We start from the raw sequence: 22,788 nt of genomic DNA on the forward strand, positions 1-22,788 counted from the left end.
CCCCAAAAAATATATATCACAAGAACATCCGTTCTGTATATGTATACCCATTATATTAAGCGAATATGCGTTCGGTTTCAATGGAAATTTTACGCGGTTTTTCTTAAAAGTGGTTCTTTCTCCCCAGGATAGACGCCTCACCGGCCAAAAACAAAAGAAGCTGCAGGCATTTGGCTGCAGCTTCTGAGCTTCTTATTTTTGATTGAATGCGCGTTTTCCTATTTTTTCGAACAGGCCTGGAAAAAGGGCATAGATAATGCTCCCCGCATTCATCCACCGAGGAAGGTTGATTTCCCTGACAGGCCGCAGCATAGCATTGACTACCTTGCGGGCCACGTATTCAGGCTTAAGCATAAATTTGCTGACATTTTTCACGTATGTGCCCTTTTCATCTGCAATCGTAAAGAAATTGGTTTCAATCGGTCCGGGGTTAACTGCAGTCACAAATACATTGCTGTCAGCAAGCTCCATCCGAAGGCTGTTTGTATAGCCAAGAACCGCATGCTTGGTTGCGGAATAGACACTCGATTTCGGTGTGGCCATTTTACCGGCCTGTGAAGCGATATTAATAATATGGCCGCTCCTCTGTTTCCTCATCACTGGGAGCACCATGCTCGTGCAGGCCATTAAGCCAACAACGTTTACATCAAACATTCCTTTTATTTCTTCAACTTTTGCTTCATGCGCCTCGCGAAAAACACCGAAGCCGGCGTTATTCACAAGCACATCTATGTGACCAAACCGGGCAATGATCTCTGAAAAAACAGCCGAAACTTCGTCAGTGTCTGAAACATCAAGCTTATCCACATGAACATCGACTGAAAAGCGCTTCCGCAAGTCTGCCTGCAGCTCCTGCAATTTGTCAAGGCGGCGGGCAAGAAGGACAAGATTTGCTCCCCTCTCGGCACAAAGGACGGCCATTTGCGCCCCGATTCCGCCTGATGCACCGGTGATAATCACATTTTTATTTTTTAATCTGTCTGACAATCAAACCACCTCTTTTGATGCGGAATACAAGAATGCTTCCTCCTCTTTATTTATATAAATCTCTCCTATTGAATGCAAATAGTCAAGCTGTGCGACTGTTTCGGAAATGGTCAGGGAAAGCTCCTTCTCATAAACCTTCGGAAAAAGGCGGCGGCATACCTCAAAAACAGTAAGCGATTCGGACTCAAGCCATGCCTTTACTTTCATTGCCCGCTCATGCTGGCGGCCAAGCCTTTCGCTTATTAACCCATTCACATTTGTAATATCCTCTCCATGTCCGGAATAAAAAAGGGATATCGGCAGCTGCCGCAGTTTTTTCAGAGACTCGTTATACTGAAGCTGCGGCTTCGGTCTTTCCGCATTGCCGGGAAGCGGCGGCTCCAGGATAGGGTTAGGTGAAATGTGTGCAAGCAAATGATCTCCTCCAAGGAATACACCATCTTTCTCCCTGAACAAACCTATATGGCTCTGTGCATGCCCGGGGGTCTCCGTTACCGTCCAATCGTTAAGCCCTTCAGGCTGGCTGCCTTCCTTCAGCTCTCCTGTCAGGGTACGATTGCAGGAATAGCGCAAAGTCTTTTTCATTTTGTTAATAAAGGAAGCATACCTTTCAGGAATTCCAAATTCGTTAAACAGTTTTATGTAAAACTCATCATGAAATTTTAGAAATTCGTCAGTACGGGACAGCCACCTTTGGTTAACCGGGTGCCCGAACACATCAAGATTGTCCGGGAAAAAGTCAAGCAGCCCGGCATGATCGGGATGATGATGTGTGAGAACAACCTGTTCAAAATCACCGGGAGTTAAATTCAGCTCTTTAAGCTGGGATTTTAAAGCTTCCCATGCTTCATCCGTTTTAGGCCCGGCATCGACAAGAGTCAGCTTTTCCCCTTTTACTGCATATACATTAACGTCGCCGACAGGAAAAGGTGTCGGGATCACAAGCTTTGCAATACCATCCTTCCATTTTGCCATTTTACAATCCCCCTAAATCACTATATTTAAATAAAATAAAGCTGTTTTTCTATATACTTCCGCAGGCATGCTTCATTTAGTAAACTGTTCTGTTATCCCCTTAAAAAATCAGCATTTGCCATACGCATATATTAGCGGAATTTAATAACATAATTCACATAATGACATATATAAAAATAAGTGTACCGTTCTTTTTAGTAATTGTCATTATTTTCACATAACTTTTATGCAATATTGATAATTTTTTAAAAAATACTTCTTGACAAATAAGTGTGTCTTCTTGCATAATCACAATTAAAATTTGATTTTCATAAATCAAAGCTGTACTTCTACAGCAGAAACATGGCGATGAATAAGATTAGTAAATGGAAAACGGCGAAAGAGAGTGAAGCTCAAGCGGCTGAAAGGCTTCACCGTCCACTTGACCATTGAACCTGCCTTATGAGCTGTTAGGAAAACCTAAACGCACCCCCGGCGTTATCGGGATCGAGATGCCTTTTCAAAACACAGCGGCTGCGGCAGGCATGCTGCACGAAGAAAGAAAAGGCAATGAAGGTGGTACCGCGGAAGCAAAGTCTTTTCGTCCTTTACTGGATGGAAAGGCTTTTTTATTTTTAACAGCCGGTCAATAGAGCACAATAAGGAGGAATAACAGCAAATGAAAAAATTAGCTATTGCAGGAGCAGGATCAATGGCAGAAGCGTTAATATCAGGAATCGTCGAAAGCCGGCTCATTACCGGCAGCAATATTTGGGTGACAAACAGAAGCAGCAGGGAAAAACTTCAATCCCTGCAAAAAGCCTATGGCGTTCAGATAACTTATAATCTCAGTGAACTATTAAGCGGGGCTGACGCTGTTATTTTAGCGATGAAGCCAAAAGATGCTCAGGAAGCCATCAATCTCATAAAGCCTTATTTACACGAAGACATGCTGATCATTTCCGTTCTCGCCGGAGTTTCGATCGAAGGCATTGAACTTTTGGCAGAAAAAAAGCTGCCAGTCGTAAGAGCCATGCCCAATACATCAGCAGCAGTCGGAAAATCAGCAAGCGCCTTATCGGCTAATGAAAGAGTGTCCAAAGAACAGATGAAAGCAGTAAGAGGCATTTTTGATACAGTGGGAAAATCAGCATTTGTTGAGGAAAAACAGCTGGATGCTGTAACAGGCCTGTCTGGCAGCGGACCGGCATATATTTACTATCTTGCGGAAGCTATGGAAAAAAGCGCGGAAGAAATCGGGCTCGAAAAGGGTATGGCGAAAGAATTTATCATCCAGACACTCATCGGGGCAGCCGAAATGCTGGCCCGATCAGCCAAGGACCCCGAGCAGCTGAGGAAGGAAGTAACAAGCCCCGGCGGCACCACCGAAGCAGGTGTAAAAGTGCTTGAAGCGAACGGAGTGCAGGAAGCTTTCATTGAATGCATCAAGGAAGCGACAGCCCAATCCAGGCGGCTTGGCCAAAGCTTCAGCAGCACAGTGAAAATATAGCTGACAGCATCCCCCCTAAAAAACGTCGTCTAAAAAAGGATGAGAAACCTGCAAATACTCATTATTCTATTAAGCGCAAGCCTCCTGGTATGGATCGCAGTACTAATTGATGCCGTTCTGGGACTAAAAAGCCTGGACCGCCTTGAAGATAGCAATACGATGACTGAAGGCCCCCTTCTTTCTGTTATTACAGCGGCAAGGAATGAAGAAGCAAAGCTTGCGGAGAGCTTAGAAACCCAGCTGCGGCAAAGCTATAAGCGCATTGAATGGATATTGGTCAATGACCGTTCAGCCGACAGCACAGGAAGCATCATGGACCATATTCAGAATAATGATTCAAGGGTTAAATGTATTCATATTGATTCCCTCCCATGCGGATGGCTGGGAAAAAACCACGCTCTTTATAAAGGATATATGGAATCATCAGGGGAATTAATCTTGTTTACAGATGCTGATGTGTTATTTAAAGAGGAGGCCTTCAGCAAGGCGGTTCATTATTTCAGCAAGAATGAACTTGATCATTTAACGGCGGCACCGAGCTTGACGGGCAGGAGTTTCTGGCTCAACACGTTCATTGCTTTTTTTCTTTTTGGCTTCTCTTATTATAAACGCCCCTGGCTGGCGAATAATCAACGTTCAAAGAGCGGAGTTGGCATTGGGGCATTTAACATGGTATCCAGGCGTTCCTATGAAGCAATCGGAACACACAAGGCAATAAAAATGCGGCCTGATGATGATTTAATGCTTGGAATGAAAATCAAACAAAACGGCCTCAGGCAGAAATTTGCAACGGCGATGGACCTGATTGAAGTTGAATGGTATGAAAGCTTAATAGAAGCCTTCAAAGGATTGGAGAAAAATACTTTTGCAGGCCTCCATTACCGAATTAGCATGGTGCTCTTTGCAATTGCCGGCACATTCAGTTCACAGGTGCTTCCCTTTCTCACCATCTTTTCAACTGACAAAGTTATTTTCAATCTAAGCCTCGCAAACATCATTTTTTTAGCAGGTGTTTATACAATCATTACAAAAAGAATGACCAATTTTTCTCCGCTTCTGTTTACTGTATTTCCAATTACAGCTCTCCTGTTTATTTATTCCATAATCCGTGCCAGCATCCTGACCTTTGTACGGGGCGGCATAGTCTGGAGGGGTACATTATATAAGTTAAGCGAACTGAGGAATAAACATTGAAAGCACACACCTTCCTTAATGCATGTTCTTTTTCATTTTTGGAACTGCCTGATATACTTAATATTTAGGATAGCGAAATAAGGAGGCAGAAATAATGGAAACAAAGCTTTTTTCACCTTTTACAATTAAAGGTGTCACCTTTAAAAACCGAATTGTTATGGCACCGATGTGCATGTACTCAAGCCATAATGAAGACGGAATGGTTGAAAACTGGCACCGGACTCATTATACGAGCCGGGCAGTCGGACAGGTGGGATTAATCATCCTGGAGGCAACTGCTGTGACTCCGCAGGGCCGAATTTCTCCTCAGGATCTGGGAATATGGAGTGATGATCACATCGCAGGCCTGAAGGATTTAACCGGGCTAATGAAAGAACACGGTGCTTCACCTGGAATACAGCTGGCGCATGCCGGCAGAAAAGCGACTGTTGAAGGAGAACTTCTCGCCCCATCCGCTGTTGCTTTTAATGAAAAAATGAAAACACCAAAAGAAATGACAAAAGAAGAAGTATCAGAAACTGTCCAGGCATTCAAAAAAGGCGCTGAAAGAGCGAAAAAGGCCGGCTTTGAAGTAATTGAAATTCATGCGGCACACGGATATCTGATCAATGAGTTTCTCTCACCCCTAAGCAATAAACGGAGTGATGAGTATGGGGGATCGGCTGAAAACCGGTATCGCTTCCTCGGTGAAGTCATTGAAGCCGTTAAAGCCGTTTGGGATGGACCTTTATTTGTCAGAGTATCAGCCCATGATTATCATGATGAAGGGTTGACCGCAAAGGATTATGCAGAAATGGGAAAATGGATGAAGGAGCAGGGAGTGGATCTAATTGACGTAAGCTCCGGAGCAGTAGTGCAGGCCAGAATACATACTTACCCTGGCTACCAGGTCAAATTCTCTGAAACCATTAAAGAAGGTGCGAATATCCAGACTGGTGCAGTCGGGCTTATTACATCCGGCCTGCAGGCTGAAGAAATCCTCCAAAACGAGCGTGCTGATTTAGTCTTTATTGCCAGAGAATTGCTGAGAGACCCCTATTGGCCGCGGACAGCAGCAAAAGAACTTGGCGCATCAATCGAACCTCCTAAGCAATATGAACGGGGATGGCTGTAACATAAAACGAGGGATGGCACTTGTTAGCTGCCATCCCTCGTTTTTATTATATAATCTGCAGTGAATCAAGGAATACAATGATAATAACCAGAGGAACCACATAGCGCAGAAGGAAATACCACGCGGAGAAGATTCCATTCAGCGACTTTGAGCCTTGAATCAATTCACTTCTCAGCAGGTCTTTCTTCATTCTGTATGAGACGAATATGGAGATCAGCAAAGCTCCAACCGGCATCAAGATGTTGCTGACAAGGAAATCAGCAGCATCAAAGATGATTTTGCCGAAAATTGAAATGTCTGATAAGCTGCTGAAGGATAATGCAGATGGAACCCCGACGATAAAAATTGCCAGTCCTGTCAGCCAGGCTGCACGGGTTCTGCCACTTCCCTTCTTATTCGTCAGAGCAGCCACCACAATTTCAAGCATTGAAAAAGCGGACGTTAAGGTTGCAAATAGAAACAGTGCAAGGAAGAAGAGCAGGAACACCCGCCCAAACAGAATCTGATCGAAAACAGATGGCAGGACAATGAACAATAAGCCAGGACCTGCAGCAGGCTCAAAGCCCAATGAGAACACAGCAGGGAAAATTGCCAGTCCAGCCAGAACTGAAATAAATAAGTTCATTGCGACAACAGAAAATGCAGGCTGCATCAGATTTTCTTTTTTAGATAGATAAGAGCTGTACGTTACCATAACCGATACCCCGACACTTAGAGAGAAAAACGATTGGCCCATCGCATATAGGACGGTTTCAGATGTTAAGTTTGAAAAATCAGGCTTTAAAAAGAACGAGACGCCTTCCATCGCATTATCCAGTGTCAGAGATCGTGCAATCAAAATAATAAATAAAAGAAACAAAGCCGGCATCATAATTTTGCTGACCTGCTCGATCCCCTTCTGGACACCTTTGGCAACCACTAAAACAGTTATGAATAAAAAGATCCCCTGTGCCGCTACAACAGACACAGAGTCTGACACGGCTGCGCCAAATAGCTCCTCATAATTGCCTGCACCATTCATAGAGCCGGTAACCCCGTATACAATGTACTTCAGAATCCACCCGCCTATTACACTATAGAAGGATAAAAGCAGGAAACACGTGAATACGCCAAGGTAGCCTATCCAGTGCCATTTAGTTCCCGGTGCAATATCCTTATATGCCGAGATTGCCTCCTTCCCCGTACTGCGGCCAATCACAAACTCGGCCAGTAATAGCGGAAAACCAATTAAAAGGGAAAATAATAGAAATAATAAAATAAATGCCCCGCCTCCGCTTGTTCCTGTCACATACGGAAGCTTCCAGATAGCTCCAAGTCCGATTGCTGAACCGGCTGACGCTAAAATAAATCCTATCTTCGATGACCATTGCTCATTTTGCTGCATGCCTGTACCTCCAAATTTTTTTAAAAACAAAAAAGCCACATTCTTCAAAAGGGACGTGAATTTAGGTTCACGCGGTACCACCCTTTTTGAAAGCATGTGACTTTCCACTCAAAAATATAACGGATTTACCGTCTTTTCTGCTATATGCAGGAAAGATAAGCTCCAAGATGAAATTCATTTTATCTTTGTGCCAGTTTCCACCATCCACTGGCTCTCTATAAACAGGGAGATAAAACTTAATAGAGTCTCTTCATAGCTTTTTACTATAATGTTTTAAAGTATAAGTGTGATTATAGTATGCATGCAGAGAGCCGTCAATGCCAAATTTGAAAAATTCAATTTTTCCAGGCATTACTTTTCATTCCAAATCCGCTTCCATACGGTATCTTCACCATTTACTTTAATTTCGAAAACATCCGGGTTGCTCATCTTCATCAGATGCTCAAAGCCTGCATCTTCATCGAAATAACGCAGAAGCAGCGTCGATAAATTGCCATGGCTGACCAGAACGATGTGATTCTCATTGGACGCGATTAATTCATCCAGCAGGGAAGAGGCTCGTTTCATTCCTGATAAATGAGATTCTCCTCCTTCAAAAACGAGATCAAAATCGGTAAAGCTTTGTTTAAGCTTGTCCTGCCAATCATTAAAAAGAATAGAGCTCAGCACTCTTTCACCCAAACGGCTTTCCTCAATGATATCCAGGTTTCTGGACTGTGCAAGCGGCCGGATTGTTTCAACCGCCCGAACAAAAGGGCTTGAATAAATGCGATTAATTTCTTTGCCTTTAAAGAAATCAATTAATTTTAATGCCTGTTCCCTTCCCTTTTCTGTCAATTTGGCAGAGAAAGGCTGGCCCTCAGCCTTTGCATGGCGCACGATATAGAAAGTCTTCATTTAATTCGCCTCTCCTTTAGCAAGCGGGATATGAAATTCCTTAAAGTCCTCAGCAATAACCGTGTTGGGGAAAATAGTCTGTGATTCTTTCACAAGCTGTTCCCAATCCTGGCGTTCATATCGTGAGCTGATATGATTCAGGCAAAGTTTCCTTGCATTCGCCTCGAGCGCAACCTGAGCTGCCTGCAGGGTTGTCGAATGAAAATAATCGTATGCAAGCTTCTCTTCCCCCCCGGAGAAGGTTGCCTCATGTATTAATAGGTCAGCATCGGCTGCCAAATCTATTGCCGCATCGCAGAATCTGGTATCACCCAGCACCGTGACAATTCTTCCCTTTTGAGCCGGCCCCAGGAATTTTTTTGCTTCGATAATACTTCCATCCTCAAGCTCTATGTCTTCACCATGCTTTATTTTCTTATATATCGGACCTGGTTTGATTCCCGCTTCAGCAAGTTTGTCCGCAAGCAATGTGCCCGGACGGTCCTTTTCTGTAATCCGGTAGCCATAAGAGGATATTCCGTGCTCGAGCATTCGGGCTTCCACCTTAAAATCTTTTTCATCAAGCACAATACCCTCAGTGATTTCAGCTACCTTTAAAGGGTACTTAAGATATGTGCCGCTGACAGATAGCGAGACTTCAATGAATTCTTTCAAACCTTTTGGCCCATATAGGGTCACCTCTGTATCACCGCCCTGGAAAGAGCGGCTTGAAAGCAGGCCGGGCAGACCGTAAATATGGTCACCATGAAGATGTGTGATAAAGATTTTCTCAATTCTTCTCGGTTTAATGCTTGTATGTAAAATTTGATGCTGGGTCGCTTCGCCACAGTCAAAAAGCCATATGCTCCCTCTTTCATCCAGGAGCTTTAAAGCCATCGAAGATACATTCCTCAGCTTAGCGGGAATTCCTGCTCCCGTTCCCAGAAAAAATATGTCCATATAAAATACCTCCTTCCGGCAATTTAGGGATTAAGCCTGTCTGTTCTTGCCAGTATGAATATAAACAATATACCATAGCAGCCTCGGAATTCATTCAACTAACAATTGTTTTTTGTATTATTTGAAAGGATAGTTCCTGGCTGTTAGATAGAAACTATGGTAAAAAGGACAAACTTAATATTTGCGAAAATAGCTGTAAACAGATACAATTTTATACTTGTACAGACGTTTTTTTGCAATGCAATATAACAGCTTCTTCTCAAGCTGAGGACGGACAAAAGTCAGTCCCGCCTTACATACAGAAATTTTGTCGAAAAGAGGTTCTAGAATCGTGAAAACAAACGAAAAACCGGCCGGATTAATAATGATATTTGGAGCAACAGGGGATTTGGCAAAACGAAAATTGTTTCCCTCACTTTACCGCTTATACAAAAAGGGCAGGCTGTCTGATCGCTTTGCCGTTGTAGGGGTTGCGAGAAGGCCGCTATCAAATGATGAGTTTCAGGCAAGTGTTAAAGCCTCTGTTGAGTCCGCTATAAAAGATAACGGAGAACTTGAAGATTTTATTTCTCACTTTTACTATCATTCGCATGACGTGACGGATTCCAGTTCCTATTTGGCATTAAAGAGCATGGCTGAAGAATTGGATACTCACTATTCCCTTGAAGGCAACCGCATTTTTTACCTTGCCATGGCACCTGAGTTTTTCGGAACCATTGCAGAGCATTTAAAAGCAGATGGCCTGACAGATGTAGATGGGTTTAAGCGTCTTGTCATTGAAAAACCATTTGGGCATGATCTTGAATCAGCGAAGCAGCTTAATAAGCAAATCCGAAAAGCCTTTTCAGAAAATGAAATTTACCGGATTGACCATTACCTGGGGAAAGAAATGGTGCAAAACATTGAAGTGATTCGTTTTGCCAATGCGATTTTCGAACCCTTATGGAACAATCGCTACATCTCAAATATCCAGGTTACATCAAGCGAAATACTGGGTGTTGAAGAACGCGGCCGCTACTATGAAAAAAGCGGCGCCCTTCGTGACATGGTTCAAAACCATATGCTGCAAATGGTTGCCTTATTGGCAATGGAACCGCCAATCCGCTTGACAACAGATGAAATCAGATCTGAAAAAGTAAAAGTTTTAAGAGCCATGCGTCCAATTGAAGGCGATCAGGTAAGAGATTACTTTGTCCGCGGCCAATATGGAAAAGGCCATTTAAATGGACAGGAAGTACCAGCTTACAATCAAGAGCCGATGGTGGATGAGCAATCAAACACCGAAACGTATGCAGCAGGCAAGCTGATGATTGACAATTTCCGCTGGGCAGGTGTGCCTATCTACATTCGCACAGGAAAAAGGATGGCTGCTAAATCAACGAAAATTGTTATCCAGTTCAAGGATATTCCGATGAACTTATATTATCAGACTGAGCAAACGCTAAATCCAAACCTGCTGGTGATCCATATTCAGCCAGAAGAAGGGATTACCCTTTATTTAAATGCCCAAAAATCAGGTCAAAACATTGAAGCCACACCGGTAAAATTAAACTTTGCCAACAAAGGCATCGATGACATGAATACACCTGAAGCTTATGAAAGGCTTTTATATGATTGCATGCGCGGTGACGCAACAAACTTTACACACTGGGATGAAGTGGCCCTTTCCTGGAGCTTTGTCGACAAAATTTCCGACGTTTGGGAAAACACAAGAGAAGAAGGCTTCCCTAATTACGAATCCGGTTCCATGGGTCCAAAAGAAGCAGACCGGCTGCTTGAAAAAGACGGTTTCTTCTGGTGGCCTGTAACTGACCTTGATGTTGAACAGTGTTAATGATTCTGAGACCCCCCTGCTGATGAAGGGGGTTTTTATTTTTTTAAAAGACAAAAAACAGCGCCGCTCGGACGCTGTTTTTTTATTATTCCATCCAGTTTGTATGAAAAATGCCTTCTTTGTCTGTACGCTGATAGGTGTGTGCACCAAAGTAGTCACGCTGTGCCTGAAGAAGGTTTGCAGGCAATGTTTCTGTTCGGTAGCTGTCATAATAGGACAAAGCAGCAGCAAAGCATGGTACAGGAATGCCGTTCTTTACAGCCACACTGATAATTTCACGGGCAGCATCCTGATAGCTTTCCACGATTTCCCTGAAGTACGGATCAAGAAGGAGATTCTTCAAGCCTGGCTCACGGTCATATGCTTCCTTGATTTTCTGCAGGAATTGGGCACGGATAATGCAGCCGCCGCGGAAAATCATCGCAATATCACCGTATTTCAAATCCCATCCATATTCTTCGGAAGCTGCTCTCATTTGAGCAAAGCCTTGTGCATATGAGCAGATTTTACTCATGTAAAGGGCTTTGCGGACACTCTCGATAAATGCTTTTTTATCACCTGTGAAGTCCTGTGCAGCCGGTCCGCGAAGAACTTTGCTTGCATTCACACGTTCTTCTTTCATGGCAGAAATGAATCGGGCAAAAACGGATTCAGTAATGATTGGAAGCGGTACACCGAGGTCAAGCGCACTTTGGCTTGTCCATTTGCCGGTTCCCTTTTGGCCTGCTGTATCAAGGATGACATCTACCAGCGGCTTTCCGGTTTCCTCATCTTTTTTCGTGAAAATATCAGCCGTAATTTCAATCAGATAGCTGTCAAGTTCGCCTTTATTCCATTCTGCGAATACTTCATGGAGCTCTTCAGCAGTCAAACCAAGCACGTTTTTCAAAAGAAAATAAGATTCGGAAATCAGCTGCATATCGCCGTATTCAATACCGTTATGAACCATTTTCACATAATGTCCTGCCCCATCTGGACCAATGTATGTGGTGCATGCTTCGCCATTCACCTTTGCAGCAATATCTTGAAAAATCGGGGCAACCAGCTCGTAGGCTTCTTTTTGGCCGCCAGGCATAATGGAAGGACCCTTTAGAGCGCCCTCTTCACCGCCGGAAACACCCGTACCGATAAAATGGATGCCCAGCTCGCTTAATTCCTTATTGCGGCGCTGCGTATCCACAAAGAAGGTATTTCCTCCATCAATCAGAATATCCCCTTTATCCAACAGAGGCTTTAACTGCTCAATTGTCGCATCTGTCGGACCGCCTGCTTTCACCATAAGCATGATTTTGCGGGGTTTTTCCAGAGAATCAACAAATTCTTCAATTGTATATGTACCTTTAAAGTTTCTTCCTTCCACTTCCTTAAGCATCTCATCCGTTTTTTCACGTGACCGGTTAAAAACTGATACTGAGTACCCTCTGCTTTCAATATTCATGGCAAGATTTTTGCCCATGACGGCTAAGCCGATAACACCAAACTGCGATTTCGTCATCTTATTACCTTCCCTTCCAGGCTTTATGCGTTACATGTAAAATTCAATAAAATAATCCACTATACTTTAGCAAGATTCCTATTCTGATTCAACTTTCCTGTCTTAGTTTTGCTTATAGCTGCCTTAAAAACTCATGAATGATCATCTTTTTCTTTTTTATCACTTCTTGCTGGACTGCCATGCAAAAAGTCTTTATTAAAGCTGGTGTCAGTGCCGATTTTGGGGCTGGTCAATTTCATGTCCGAAAGTGCACCCGCATTGTCGATTATTTTAGTGCCGTATTTCTTGCGCAAAAGATCCATTGTCTGAAATAGCGGCTCCTTTTTGGCGTCTTTTTCAAAACTGAACAAATCCAGCTGTTTAACCGCCTGTTCGGGTTCGACAAGGTCTGTTCCTGTAATGCCCAGAAGCCGTACTGCATTTCCATTCCAATGTTTTATAAAAAGCTCTTTTGCTATTTGGTAAATTTCATCATTATGCTGAATCGGATTCTTCAGTTTTCGGCTTCTTGTAATGGTTTTTCGGTCCTTATACCGGATAGTAATTCCGAGAGATTCTGCCATAACCTTTTTCCTCTTCAATCTGGAAGAAACCTGTGCAGCCAGCTTTCCAAATACCTGGAGCAGCTCTCTTTGATTTGAGACATCTCTTGGCAGTGTGGTCGAATTCCCCACACTTTTAAATTCAGATGCAGAGTCGGGATCGACTTTTCTAAAATCCTGGCCATTGGCCTTTTGTTTCAGCCTCGGTCCATTAATGCCCAATGCTGCTTTTAGGATAATTTCATCGGCTTTTGCCAATTCCCCAATTGTGGTGATATTGAGGTTTCTCAGTTTTTCTCCGGTTTTTCTGCCGACTCCGTGCATTTCTTCCACTTCCATCGGCCATAGGATATGCGGTACATCTCTTTTTCTGAGTACTGTAATCCCCATTGGCTTTTTCATATCGGAAGCCATCTTGGCTAAAAATTTATTAGGGGCAACACCTATGCTGCAGGGCAAATCGAGCTGCTGAAAAACCTGCTTTTGTATCGTCCCGGCAATTTCTATCGGGCTCCCAAACTCATAGCTGTCTGTTATGTCCACATATCCTTCATCAATGGATACAGGTTCAACAAGGGAGGAATATTCGCGCAATATATCAAACATTCCCATAGAAGCTGCACGATATTTCTCAAAATTGGGCTTCATGATAATCAGCTGTGGACAGAGTTTTTTAGCCTCCCATAAAGGCATGGTGGTTTTAACCCCGAATTTCCTTGCCTCATAGCTGCAAGTTACAATAATACCGCGTCTCTCCTCCGGATTCCCTGCGATTGCTAAAGGCTTACCCTTTAATGATGGATCATAAGCCATCTCAACCGAAGCATAAAAACTATTCATATCAACATGAAGGATGACTCTCCCGTTTTTTGGATACATTTGTTTCATGCAGGCACTTCCCTGTAAATATAATTCAGTTCTATTTTAGCAAATATTTTTCTTTTCTATTAATCAGGTGCTTTTTGAAAAAGCGAAAACAGGGAATCTCTCTCTGATCCCCTGTTCTATATTTCGTCCGCTATGCAGTTGTATGCTGTGTTTTCATATACTCTTTTATTTCTCTTATTCCCTCCAGTGATTCCACCAGCTTTAAAGGATCGATTATAGCAATCAGCCTATTATCGATATTAGCCACGCCTGTGAAATAATTGGTTTTTTGATAGGCAATCAAACCTGGCTGTTTCAGGCAATCTTCTGGAATATCGAGAATTTCCTTGGCTTCATTTACAAGAACGGCGAATGATAGCTCGTCTGTCTGCAGCACGATCATTCTTGCCGAGTCACTATCAGCAAGTTTCCGGCTGTAGAGGATTTCTTCAAAATCCACAACAGGAATAAGCTCTCCCCTGACTTTAACAATTCCTCTTACATAGCCGGGCAAATGAGGAATCGGTGTAATGCCTTCCATTTTCTCAATGGATATAACAAAAGGAACCGGTGTAGCATATTCCTCATTTCCTGCCCTGAAAACGACAGCTTTATTATTTTCAATCATCCTATTTCCTCCTCGGAAACTCTTATGTATAGTACTAATATACCATAGCCATTATTTTCTAACTAGTGAGGAAATAATAGATTGCTGCAGCAAAAAAAGAGAACCGCATTGGTTCTCTCTCTTGCTGTTTAAGCTGATACTTCTTCAATAATGGCAATGACCATTTCAGCCAGTTTATTTAATTCTTCGATAGGCATGCGCTCATTGGTTGTATGAATTTCTTCATAGCCGACAGCAAGGTTAACTGTTGGAATGCCAAAGCCGGCGATCACATTTGCATCGCTTCCGCCGCCACTGTGAAGAAGCTCGGAGCTGCGGCCGATTTTTGCAGCCGCTCTGCGTGCTACTTCAACGACATGATCACCTTCGCCAAATTTAAAGCCAGGGTACATAACCTGAACATCCACTTCAGCTTTGCCGCCCATTTCTTCGGCAGCACTTTCAAAAGCTTCCTTCATTTTAGCTACCTGCTGTTCCATTTTTTCAGGAATTAATGAACGTGCTTCTGCTAATACATCAACATGGTCACATACGATATTCGTCTGCTGTCCGCCTTCAAAACGACCGATATTAGCCGTTGTCTCTTCATCAATGCGGCCCAGCGGCATTCTTGAGATCGCTTTTGATGCCATCGTGATGGCAGAAATGCCCTTCTCAGGAGCAACACCGGCATGAGCTGTTTTTCCCAGAATAGCAGCTTTCACTTTAGCCTGGGTTGGAGCGGCAACGATTATATTTCCGACTTTTCCGTCACTGTCCAATGCATAGCCGAACTTTGCTTTAACAAGTGAAGGATCAAGAACCTTAGCTCCAACCAGTCCGGATTCTTCACCAACAGTGATAATGAACTGAATAGTTCCATGAGCAATATTCTGCTCTTTCAGAACTTTAACAATTTCGAGCATAACGGCAAGTCCCGCCTTGTCGTCTGCCCCCAGGATTGTTGTTCCATCGGTTACAACATAGCCGTCCTTGATGGAAGGTTTAATTCCTTTTCCAGGAACAACTGTATCCATGTGTGAAGTGAAATAAATTGTATCAATTCCTTCTTTCGTTCCCTGAAGAGTGCAGATGAGGTTGCCTGCACCATGTCCGGTCTGTGCAGTTGTATCGTCTTCGTACACCTCAACCCCAAGATCCCTGAATTTTTTCTTCAAAACTTTGGCAATTTGAGCTTCATACTTTGTTTCAGAATCAATTTGCACCAGTTCCAGAAATTCGTTTAATAAGCGTTCCTCATTAATCATTTATGTACAAACCTCCAAATTTTAAGCTTACTAAGCAAGTATAACTCCAAAATTTTGGCACAGCAAATCAGGAATCCATTATAGCGGGATATTTCCATGCTTTTTATGAGGCCTGCTTTCTTTCTTATTGCGTAGCATTTCAAGCGCCTGAATGAGCTTGATTCTGGTTTCACGCGGATCGATGACATCATCCACCATGCCCCGGCTTGCCGCCACATATGGATTGGCGAACTTTTCTCTGTACTCTTCGATTTTTTGTGCCCTTGTTGCCTCGGGATCATCACTGTTCTGGATTTCCCTTGCAAAAATAATGTTGGCTGCACCTTGAGGACCCATTACGGCTACTTCCGCATTCGGCCATGCAAAAACAAGATCAGCGCCAATAGATTTACTGTTAAGGGCAACGTAAGCCCCGCCGAATGCTTTTCTTAAAATAACAGTAAGCTTTGGCACCGTTGCTTCTGAGTAAGCATAGAGAATCTTTGCTCCGTGCCGTATAATTCCGCCATGCTCCTGTTTAACACCCGGGAAAAAGCCTGTGACGTCCTCAAATGTAATAAGTGGGATATTAAAGGAATCACAGAACCGGATAAACCTTGAAGCCTTATCAGAAGAATCTATGTCCAAGCCTCCCGCCATTACCTTCGGCTGATTGCAGACAAGTCCCACTGTCTCACCCTTGATCCGGGCAAGGCCGACTACAATATTTTTAGCGAAGTCGCGCTGCACCTCCATAAAAGTATCTTTATCCACTACCTGTTCAATGACTTTTCGGACGTCATATGGACGAAGGGCATCAAAAGGAATCACGTCTGTCAAATCAGGACGGTAATCATCTTCTTCATCCCATTCGGACATAGGTGGTTTCTCTTCGTTATTCTGCGGAAGGTAGCTTAACAGACTCCGCACCTGCCCAATCACTTCCTCTTCGGACTCCCCTCTAAAGTGAGCGTTTCCGCTGATCGTATTGTGGACAAGTGCACCGCCAAGATCCTCAGGAGAAATTTTCTCCCCAGTCACCGTTTCGATTACTTTTGGTCCGGTTATGAACATCTGGCTCGTCTTTTCCACCATAAAGACAAAATCCGTAATCGCCGGAGAATACACTGCACCGCCGGCACAAGGCCCCATAATAACTGAAATCTGCGGAATCACGCCTGAATAAATGGAATTCCGGTAGAAAATATGGCCGTACCCATCAAGGGAAACAACACCTTCCTGTATTCTGGCGCCGCCGGAATCATTCAAGCCTACAAATGGCGCTCCATTTTCAGCTGCTAAATCCATTACATTGGCAATTTTTTTTGCATGCATCTCCCCGAGAGCGCCCCCAAAAACGGTAAAGTCCTGTGAAAATAAGAAGATAGGACGTCCGTTGACCTTTCCATAGCCAGTTACTACACCATCTCCGGGCCCTTTTTGGTTTTCCAGTCCAAAATCCGTGCTGCGGTGCTCAATAAATGGGTTCAGCTCAACGAAAGTTCCCGGATCTACTAATAAATCGATTCGTTCCCGGGCAGTCAGTTTTCCTTTTTCATGCTGTTTTTGTATACGCTCATCCCCTCCGCCCAGTTCTACTTCCCTGCGCCTGTCGTATAACTCATTTATTTTCTCATAGATGTCTGCCATGCCTTATTTCAATCCTTTCTTTTCACAGAATTCATATAATATACCGCCTGCTGATTTCGGATGCATAAAGGCTACATGGGCACCGCCCGCACCAATCTTTGGTTCATCCTGCAGCATCCTGATACCCTGTTCTTTCATTTCGTTTATGCGTTCTTGTATGCTGTCAACTCCCAGTGCAACATGATGCAGCCCTTCTCCCCGCTTTTCAATAAACTTGGCAATTGGGCTTTCTTCACTTATCGGCTCCAGCAGCTCGAGTTTCGTTTCCCCCGCTTTAATAAACGCCACCTTTACTCCCTGGCTGTCCACTTCCTCTAATCCGAGAAATTCAAGCTTGAGCGTTTCAGTATAAAATGGAAGCGCTTCATCAATAGACCTGACAGCAATTCCAATATGGTCCACCTTCTTAATCATCTGTTTCCCTCCTCTTGGATGTCGAAATTATGAACTTCCTGCATTAAACAGGCATATTTTAAATCTATTATTTAAATATTCGTTAAAAATGTCGAAAATCCTTTTAAAAATTGAGCGGTTGTTCAATTTGATGATTCTTAGTAAAATAAGAGTAAGAATTGGGACAAGGAGGCATAGAATGTCAAATAAGAAACTGGCGAAAGTCATTGTCTATCTAATGATATTTGCAATGCTCGCATCTACCCTCATTATGGGTATGTCGATGTTTTTATAACAGGGGAACTCTATTCATTAGCTGCTCTGGATGGCAATTCCGGGCAGTTTTTTTGTTTGATTGTTTTAGTTGATGCTTTTTAACGAAATCCCAAGAGCTGGAGAAACTTCGGACACAAAAAGCAGGGAACCAGGGAGTTGAGTCCGGACATTGAGCAACTTCGGACACCAAAGGCAAAAATATGAACTGCAGAGTCCGAAGTTAGCGTTTATCCAGCTCATAAAAAAACTGCATCCATTCAGATGCAGCTGTACATTCTTTCAATTATCTTTTTTTATGGCGCCGTAATCTCTTCCAAGTTCGTCAAAGCTCTTAGCTGAGGTGACTACTAAGATTTTTGTTCCAAGCGGCACGGATTCGTATAGAGACTCGACTGCCTCATTCTGCAATCTGATACATCCATTGGAGACATATCTGCCGATGGACGAAGGATCGTTCGTCCCGTGAATGCCATAGATTCTGCCATCAGTATTTTCTGCGTCAAACCCAATCCACCTTGTGCCGAGCGGATTCCGGGGGTCACCGCCTTTTATGTCCTTTTTTCTGTAGTAAGGATCAGCTGCCTTTACAGTCACAGTGAACAGCCCTTCCGGTGTAAGGTCATCCGTTTTCCCGGTTGCAGCTGAGATGACATTCTGCACTTTATGATTCTGTACAAACGCTACTTCATTTGTGCGTTTATTGACAATCAGAAATGGATCTCCAGGCAGCGGATTAAGTCCCAATGGCCAGATTGGGGAAAGTGAAAAAAACAGGATGGCCGCTGCAGCAAACTTCAGCATGACAATTCACGCTCCAATTCCTTTTCCTTAGTTTGCTTCTCCAGTCCCGCTTTGATTCATTTCCTTATCCTTTAACCCTTTAAAAGAGCTCTTAATAATTAAATACTGTTCCATTTCTTTTACAAAGTGAAGCAGTGCAGCACGTGCTTCAAATTCCTCCCTCGTTTTGGGGAGCTCCATATTTTCAAAAGAAACCTTCATACGGTACAATTTCTCCAGGAATAGCAGGGCCGTATTGCCCGGGTGGATATGTTCCGATAATTCTTCAATAAAATCAGCGATCATCTCTCCCTGTTCAACAGGAAGTGCAATGGAAGTAACACTTGGAAGTACCCTCTCAATAATTTCAAATTGTTTTTCCCTCATTTTGAAATAATGATAATATAAATTTTCATCTCTTCGAAAGTGATTTTCAACATCCCTGAAGGCCAGCGCTTTTGCCTCGTCGATCATTTCCATTGTTTCAGTAATTTCTCTGCCGTCCCAGCTGCTTTCATGGGTCCGCAAATACCTCACGATTTCGTCAAAGATCACCTTAAAGTTTTCTTCTATTTCAAGTCTATATTCCTTAAGCTTCGATTCCAGGCTCGGCATGTAAAGGTTTGCGATTAGTGCAACACCGATTCCGACAATAATTATGCCCAATTCATTCAGCAAGAGGTCCTTTGAAACCTCTCCTGCAGAATAAATATGCAAAATTATAACTGAGCTTGTTACAATTCCATCGCTGGCCTTTGCCATGACAGCTGCCGGAATAAAAAACAGCAGCAGCAGTCCGATTACAAGCGGGTGGTAAGCAATGCCCTCAAAAAACAAAGATGAAAACGCCATTGCCAGCAGACAGGCAAAAAATCGGTCCCATGAAGCCCGGAGTGATTTTTTCTTTGTGACTTTTATGCATAATATAGTCAGGATTCCTGCAGAAACAAAATTATCAAGCTGCAGCATCTGTGCAATCATGATGCTGATGGAAGTCCCCACTGCAGTCTTGATTGTCCGGTAGCCAATTCTGTATTTCATTTATTCAAACTCCTATATTCAATTGCCCATCTAATTTTAAAAAGGCTGTCAGGTATTAAATGCGAAAGAGAAGATGATCATGTTGACCATCTTCTCCCATAGCATATATCGATTATAGCATTTTTTGCAAGAAATCCCTTGCACGTTCACTCTTAGGATTAGAAAAAAATTCTTCAGGCGAAGAATCCTCTACAAGCACACCGCCATCGAGGAACAGCACCCTGTCTGCCACTTCACGGGCAAAGCCCATTTCATGGGTAACAATCGCCATTGTCATGCCAGTATGTGCTAAATTCTTCATAACGTCCAGCACTTCTTTCACCATTTCCGGGTCAAGAGCAGATGTTGGCTCATCAAAAAGCATAACTTCAGGCTGCATGGCAAGAGCTCTTGCAATCGCAACCCTTTGTTTCTGCCCCCCGGATAAACGATTGGGGTATTCGTGTGCTTTAGCAGATAACCCTACCTTCTCCAAAAGCTCGAGCCCTGTTTTCTCGGCTTCCGATTTTGATAATCCCCTAACCTTCATCGGTGCATAGGTCAGGTTTTGCAGGGCAGTTTTATGGGGGAATAAATGAAAATGCTGAAACACCATCCCCACATTTTGGCGCACTTTCATTATGTTCGTGCTTTTATCCGTAATGTCCTGCCCATTAATCATGATCCTGCCGTCTGTTGGCAATTCCAGAAGATTGATGCAGCGGAGGAATGTAGACTTCCCGGAACCGGACGGACCTATTACAGCCACTACTTCGCCATCTTGAATATTGGTTGAAATTCCTTTAAGAACTTCAAGTTTACCGAAATGCTTATGCAAATTTTCCACTTTAATCACTGCGTCTCATTCTCCTTTCAATTCCTTTTCCAAGAACAGTCAGGACCATTACCATAATGTAATAAATCAGCCCGGCAATCAGTATCGGTTCGAAGTAGGAAAACTTTTCGCCTCCCACGATGTAAGCCCGGCGCATCACGTCTGTTACTCCAATGACTGTTACGATCGCAGACTCTTTTGTAAGAGTAATAAACTCGTTCATTAATGCAGGCAAAATGTTTTTCATTGCCTGCGGAAGTATGATATCCATCATGGCCGGCCTGTATGGAACGCCCAGTGCCATTGCCGCTTCACTTTGGCCTTTATCCACCGCCAGGATTCCCGCCCTGATGATCTCCGAGATATAGGCCGCTGAATTAAGCCCAAAAGACAGGACGGCAGCTGTGGAAGGATCAATTTTATATCCGATCAGCTGGGGTGACCCATAATAGATAAGCATCAGCTGAAGAACAAGAGGTGTTCCCCTAAAAACGGATGTATAGGCATCTGCAATCCAGCCAAGAAATTTAAATTTGCTAATTTTAAAGAATGATAGAATAATACCTAATACAAAACCCAGTATGCCTGCCATAGACACAATTTGCAGCGTGACGCCAATGCCTTTAAGTATATATGGAAGGGAGGGAATGAACTGCTGAAAATCCAGATTCACTATCTTTCCATCCTTTCTGTAAGTAATTTATTTTCTGAGAAGAATAAAGCGTCCAAAGGAAGATATGCCTTGGACGCCAATTCCCAGCGAATTATTTGTTATCAAACCATTTTACGATCAATTCTTCCAATTCACCGTTTTCTTTCATCTTCAAAAGCTCTGCATTGAATTCTTCAGTTAATTCACTGCCTTTAGGAAAAGCAATGGCAGAGCCTGCCTCTGTTTCATCTTCTTCAATTGTGAAACCGGCCAGGTCTTTATTTTTTTCAAAATATCCTTTTGCAACTGTGTCTTCAATCATGGCAGCATCAAATCGGCCTGCCATGATTTCCTGAATTAACTCAGGGATTCGGTTGCGGTTTTCCACAGTCATATCAACTGTTTCAGCAATTTCTTCTGCCTTATCTGCCTGAATGGAAGCAAGCTGCACACCTATTGTTTTTCCGTCTAAATCTTCCAATGATTCAATTCCGCTGCCTTTTTTAGAAACAATCATGTGGCTCGCTGTATAATATACATCGCTGAAATCTACGTTTTCTTTACGCTCTTCAGTAGGAGTCATACCCGCTAAAACAAAATCAACCTGGCTCGTTTCCAGTGCAGGGATCAGTCCGTTAAAGTCCATATCCTTCACTTGGATTTCATAGCCCAATTTTTCAGCAATCGCTTTGGCCAAATCAACATCAAAGCCGATGATTTCTTCCCCTTTTGCTGAATCTACATATTCAAATGGCGGATAATCCGCTGACGTACCCATTGTTAAAACCTTTTTATCTGAGCTTTCTCCAGAGCCGCTTTTTCCATCTTCTTCACTAGTCCCGCATGCAGCTAATAAACCAACTAAAAGCATGCTTAAAGCAATCATGATCACTTTTTTCATCTTTGTTTCCCCCTATAAAAATATGAATAATTTCTGCATATCTATTAATAAATATTCACTAAAATGAATTTTAACAGATTTTTATATTTATGCAATAAGGTTTTTAATTATTTATTAGAAGTTTAATTATTCAGATAAATTTCATACAAAAAAAAGCCCCGTTATTCGGGGCCTTTTCGCTATTTAAACTTCTTCGCAATATTTCTCAAAGGCATCTTGCAGTTTCTGGACTACTGCCATAGGCTCATGGCCTTCGATTTCGTGGCGCTCGATCATCGTGCATAGCTCACCGTCTTTGAGAAGTGCAAAAGATGGTGATGATGGCGGATAACCTGTGAAGTAAGATCTTGCTTTTTCGGTTGCTTCTTTATCCTGTCCGGCAAATACCGTTACCAAATGGTCAGGGCGCTTATCATAATGCAGGGAATGCATGGCTGCAGGACGTGCAATTCCGCCCGCACATCCGCAGACAGAGTTCACCATCACAAGTGTAGTTCCCTTCTTATTAAGGGCCTCATCCACTTCTTCAGGTGCCGTTAATTCCGTAAAGCCGGCATGCGTTATTTCCTGACGCGCCTGCCTGACAACATCATTCATAAATAAATTAAAATCCATATTCAAAGTCATCGCTCCTCATTTAAAAATTCTCTTGACTATATACATAATACCAATACAATAGTAAATTTTACAATCAAGTCAATTTTTCGAAT

At 43.0% G+C, this 22,788-nt stretch carries 22 protein-coding genes and 1 other annotated feature; of the genes, 5 read left to right on the forward strand and 17 right to left on the reverse strand.

From position 1 onward, the window contains the following. Positions 1 to 192: 192 nt before the first annotated feature. A complete protein-coding gene (locus tag NAF01_RS18060; protein WP_163145123.1) occupies positions 193 to 987 on the reverse strand; it encodes an SDR family NAD(P)-dependent oxidoreductase in 795 nt (264 codons plus the stop codon). Next, a complete protein-coding gene (locus tag NAF01_RS18065; RefSeq protein WP_048008193.1) occupies positions 988 to 1,962 on the reverse strand; it encodes an MBL fold metallo-hydrolase in 975 nt (324 codons plus the stop codon). It lies immediately after the preceding gene. Positions 1,963 to 2,620: 658 nt separating this feature from the next. Here NAF01_RS18065 and proC point away from each other — a divergent pair. The 3 genes from proC to namA all read left to right on the forward strand — a co-directional run bounded on the left by proC (position 2,621) and on the right by namA (position 5,759). After that, the gene (proC, locus tag NAF01_RS18070; RefSeq protein WP_250800937.1) at positions 2,621 to 3,451 is read left to right on the forward strand and encodes a pyrroline-5-carboxylate reductase; all 831 of its coding nucleotides are present in this window, start codon (positions 2,621 to 2,623) and stop codon (positions 3,449 to 3,451) included. Positions 3,452 to 3,490: 39 nt separating this feature from the next. Then, the gene (locus tag NAF01_RS18075) at positions 3,491 to 4,645 is read left to right on the forward strand and encodes a glycosyltransferase family 2 protein (protein ID WP_250800938.1); all 1,155 of its coding nucleotides are present in this window, start codon (positions 3,491 to 3,493) and stop codon (positions 4,643 to 4,645) included. 94 nt (positions 4,646 to 4,739) lie between these two features. Beyond that, positions 4,740 to 5,759, forward strand: a complete 1,020-nt coding sequence (namA, locus tag NAF01_RS18080) for an NADPH dehydrogenase NamA (RefSeq protein ID WP_250800939.1) — start codon at positions 4,740 to 4,742, stop codon at positions 5,757 to 5,759. Positions 5,760 to 5,805: 46 nt separating this feature from the next. Here the strand turns inward: namA and NAF01_RS18085 are convergent, their stop codons facing one another. From NAF01_RS18085 to rnz, 3 genes are all read right to left on the reverse strand, one after another. After that, the gene (locus NAF01_RS18085; protein WP_048008197.1) at positions 5,806 to 7,143 is read right to left on the reverse strand and encodes a sodium-dependent transporter; all 1,338 of its coding nucleotides are present in this window, start codon (positions 7,141 to 7,143) and stop codon (positions 5,806 to 5,808) included. Positions 7,144 to 7,189: 46 nt separating this feature from the next. Continuing rightward, positions 7,190 to 7,406 (reverse strand) — a binding site (T-box leader). 88 nt (positions 7,407 to 7,494) lie between these two features. Continuing rightward, the gene (locus NAF01_RS18090) at positions 7,495 to 8,040 is read right to left on the reverse strand and encodes a histidine phosphatase family protein (protein ID WP_197213580.1); all 546 of its coding nucleotides are present in this window, start codon (positions 8,038 to 8,040) and stop codon (positions 7,495 to 7,497) included. Beyond that, positions 8,041 to 8,979, reverse strand: coding sequence for a ribonuclease Z (gene rnz / locus NAF01_RS18095; RefSeq protein ID WP_250800940.1), 939 nt, complete (start codon positions 8,977 to 8,979; stop codon positions 8,041 to 8,043). A 364-nt stretch (positions 8,980 to 9,343) separates the two neighbouring features. Between rnz and zwf the strand changes: the two genes are divergently transcribed. Continuing rightward, positions 9,344 to 10,813: a glucose-6-phosphate dehydrogenase gene (gene zwf, locus NAF01_RS18100; protein ID WP_250802497.1), complete on the forward strand. Its 1,470-nt coding sequence runs from the start codon at positions 9,344 to 9,346 to the stop codon at positions 10,811 to 10,813. A gap of 85 nt (positions 10,814 to 10,898) precedes the next feature. Here zwf and gndA read toward each other — a convergent pair whose 3' ends face one another. The 6 genes from gndA to mce form a co-directional block, all read right to left on the reverse strand. After that, positions 10,899 to 12,308 (reverse strand): NADP-dependent phosphogluconate dehydrogenase, encoded by a 1,410-nt coding sequence (gndA, locus tag NAF01_RS18105; RefSeq protein ID WP_163145322.1) that lies wholly within the window; start codon positions 12,306 to 12,308, stop codon positions 10,899 to 10,901. 131 nt (positions 12,309 to 12,439) lie between these two features. Next, positions 12,440 to 13,738: a DNA polymerase IV gene (locus NAF01_RS18110; RefSeq protein ID WP_250800941.1), complete on the reverse strand. Its 1,299-nt coding sequence runs from the start codon at positions 13,736 to 13,738 to the stop codon at positions 12,440 to 12,442. 130 nt (positions 13,739 to 13,868) lie between these two features. Further along, positions 13,869 to 14,345 carry a chemotaxis protein CheW gene (locus NAF01_RS18115; protein WP_061793551.1) on the reverse strand — a complete coding sequence of 159 codons (477 nt, stop codon included), beginning with the start codon at positions 14,343 to 14,345 and terminating at the stop codon, positions 13,869 to 13,871. Positions 14,346 to 14,473: 128 nt separating this feature from the next. Then, entirely contained in the window at positions 14,474 to 15,592 is a 1,119-nt protein-coding gene (locus NAF01_RS18120) for a tripeptidase T (RefSeq protein WP_035330035.1), read from the reverse strand. 78 nt (positions 15,593 to 15,670) lie between these two features. Further along, positions 15,671 to 17,221, reverse strand: coding sequence for an acyl-CoA carboxylase subunit beta (locus NAF01_RS18125; RefSeq protein ID WP_048008205.1), 1,551 nt, complete (start codon positions 17,219 to 17,221; stop codon positions 15,671 to 15,673). 3 nt (positions 17,222 to 17,224) lie between these two features. After that, positions 17,225 to 17,635 carry a methylmalonyl-CoA epimerase gene (gene mce, locus NAF01_RS18130; RefSeq protein ID WP_048008206.1) on the reverse strand — a complete coding sequence of 137 codons (411 nt, stop codon included), beginning with the start codon at positions 17,633 to 17,635 and terminating at the stop codon, positions 17,225 to 17,227. 178 nt (positions 17,636 to 17,813) lie between these two features. Between mce and prli42 the strand changes: the two genes are divergently transcribed. Next, a complete protein-coding gene (gene prli42 / locus NAF01_RS18135; protein ID WP_152539676.1) occupies positions 17,814 to 17,909 on the forward strand; it encodes a stressosome-associated protein Prli42 in 96 nt (31 codons plus the stop codon). Positions 17,910 to 18,169: 260 nt separating this feature from the next. On the opposite strand, the gene NAF01_RS18140 is transcribed toward prli42, so the two are convergent. The 6 genes from NAF01_RS18140 to NAF01_RS18165 all read right to left on the reverse strand — a co-directional run bounded on the left by NAF01_RS18140 (position 18,170) and on the right by NAF01_RS18165 (position 22,699). Further along, on the reverse strand, positions 18,170 to 18,691 hold the full coding sequence (locus NAF01_RS18140; protein WP_197247566.1) for a L,D-transpeptidase: 522 nt from the start codon (positions 18,689 to 18,691) through the stop codon (positions 18,170 to 18,172). A 27-nt stretch (positions 18,692 to 18,718) separates the two neighbouring features. After that, positions 18,719 to 19,711 carry an aromatic acid exporter family protein gene (locus NAF01_RS18145; protein ID WP_048008208.1) on the reverse strand — a complete coding sequence of 331 codons (993 nt, stop codon included), beginning with the start codon at positions 19,709 to 19,711 and terminating at the stop codon, positions 18,719 to 18,721. A gap of 112 nt (positions 19,712 to 19,823) precedes the next feature. Beyond that, positions 19,824 to 20,546 carry an amino acid ABC transporter ATP-binding protein gene (locus tag NAF01_RS18150; RefSeq protein WP_048008209.1) on the reverse strand — a complete coding sequence of 241 codons (723 nt, stop codon included), beginning with the start codon at positions 20,544 to 20,546 and terminating at the stop codon, positions 19,824 to 19,826. Further along, positions 20,539 to 21,198, reverse strand: coding sequence for an amino acid ABC transporter permease (locus NAF01_RS18155; protein WP_035330029.1), 660 nt, complete (start codon positions 21,196 to 21,198; stop codon positions 20,539 to 20,541). Before NAF01_RS18155 ends, NAF01_RS18150 begins: the two co-directional genes overlap by 8 nt. Positions 21,199 to 21,289: 91 nt before the next feature. Then, positions 21,290 to 22,078 (reverse strand): transporter substrate-binding domain-containing protein, encoded by a 789-nt coding sequence (locus NAF01_RS18160; protein ID WP_048008210.1) that lies wholly within the window; start codon positions 22,076 to 22,078, stop codon positions 21,290 to 21,292. Positions 22,079 to 22,261: 183 nt separating this feature from the next. Continuing rightward, the gene (locus NAF01_RS18165) at positions 22,262 to 22,699 is read right to left on the reverse strand and encodes a BrxA/BrxB family bacilliredoxin (protein ID WP_048008211.1); all 438 of its coding nucleotides are present in this window, start codon (positions 22,697 to 22,699) and stop codon (positions 22,262 to 22,264) included. Positions 22,700 to 22,788: the final 89 nt, after the last annotated feature.

The organism is Cytobacillus firmus, assembly GCF_023657595.1.
Taxonomy (GTDB): Bacteria; Bacillota; Bacilli; order Bacillales; family Cytobacillaceae; genus Cytobacillus; species Cytobacillus firmus_B.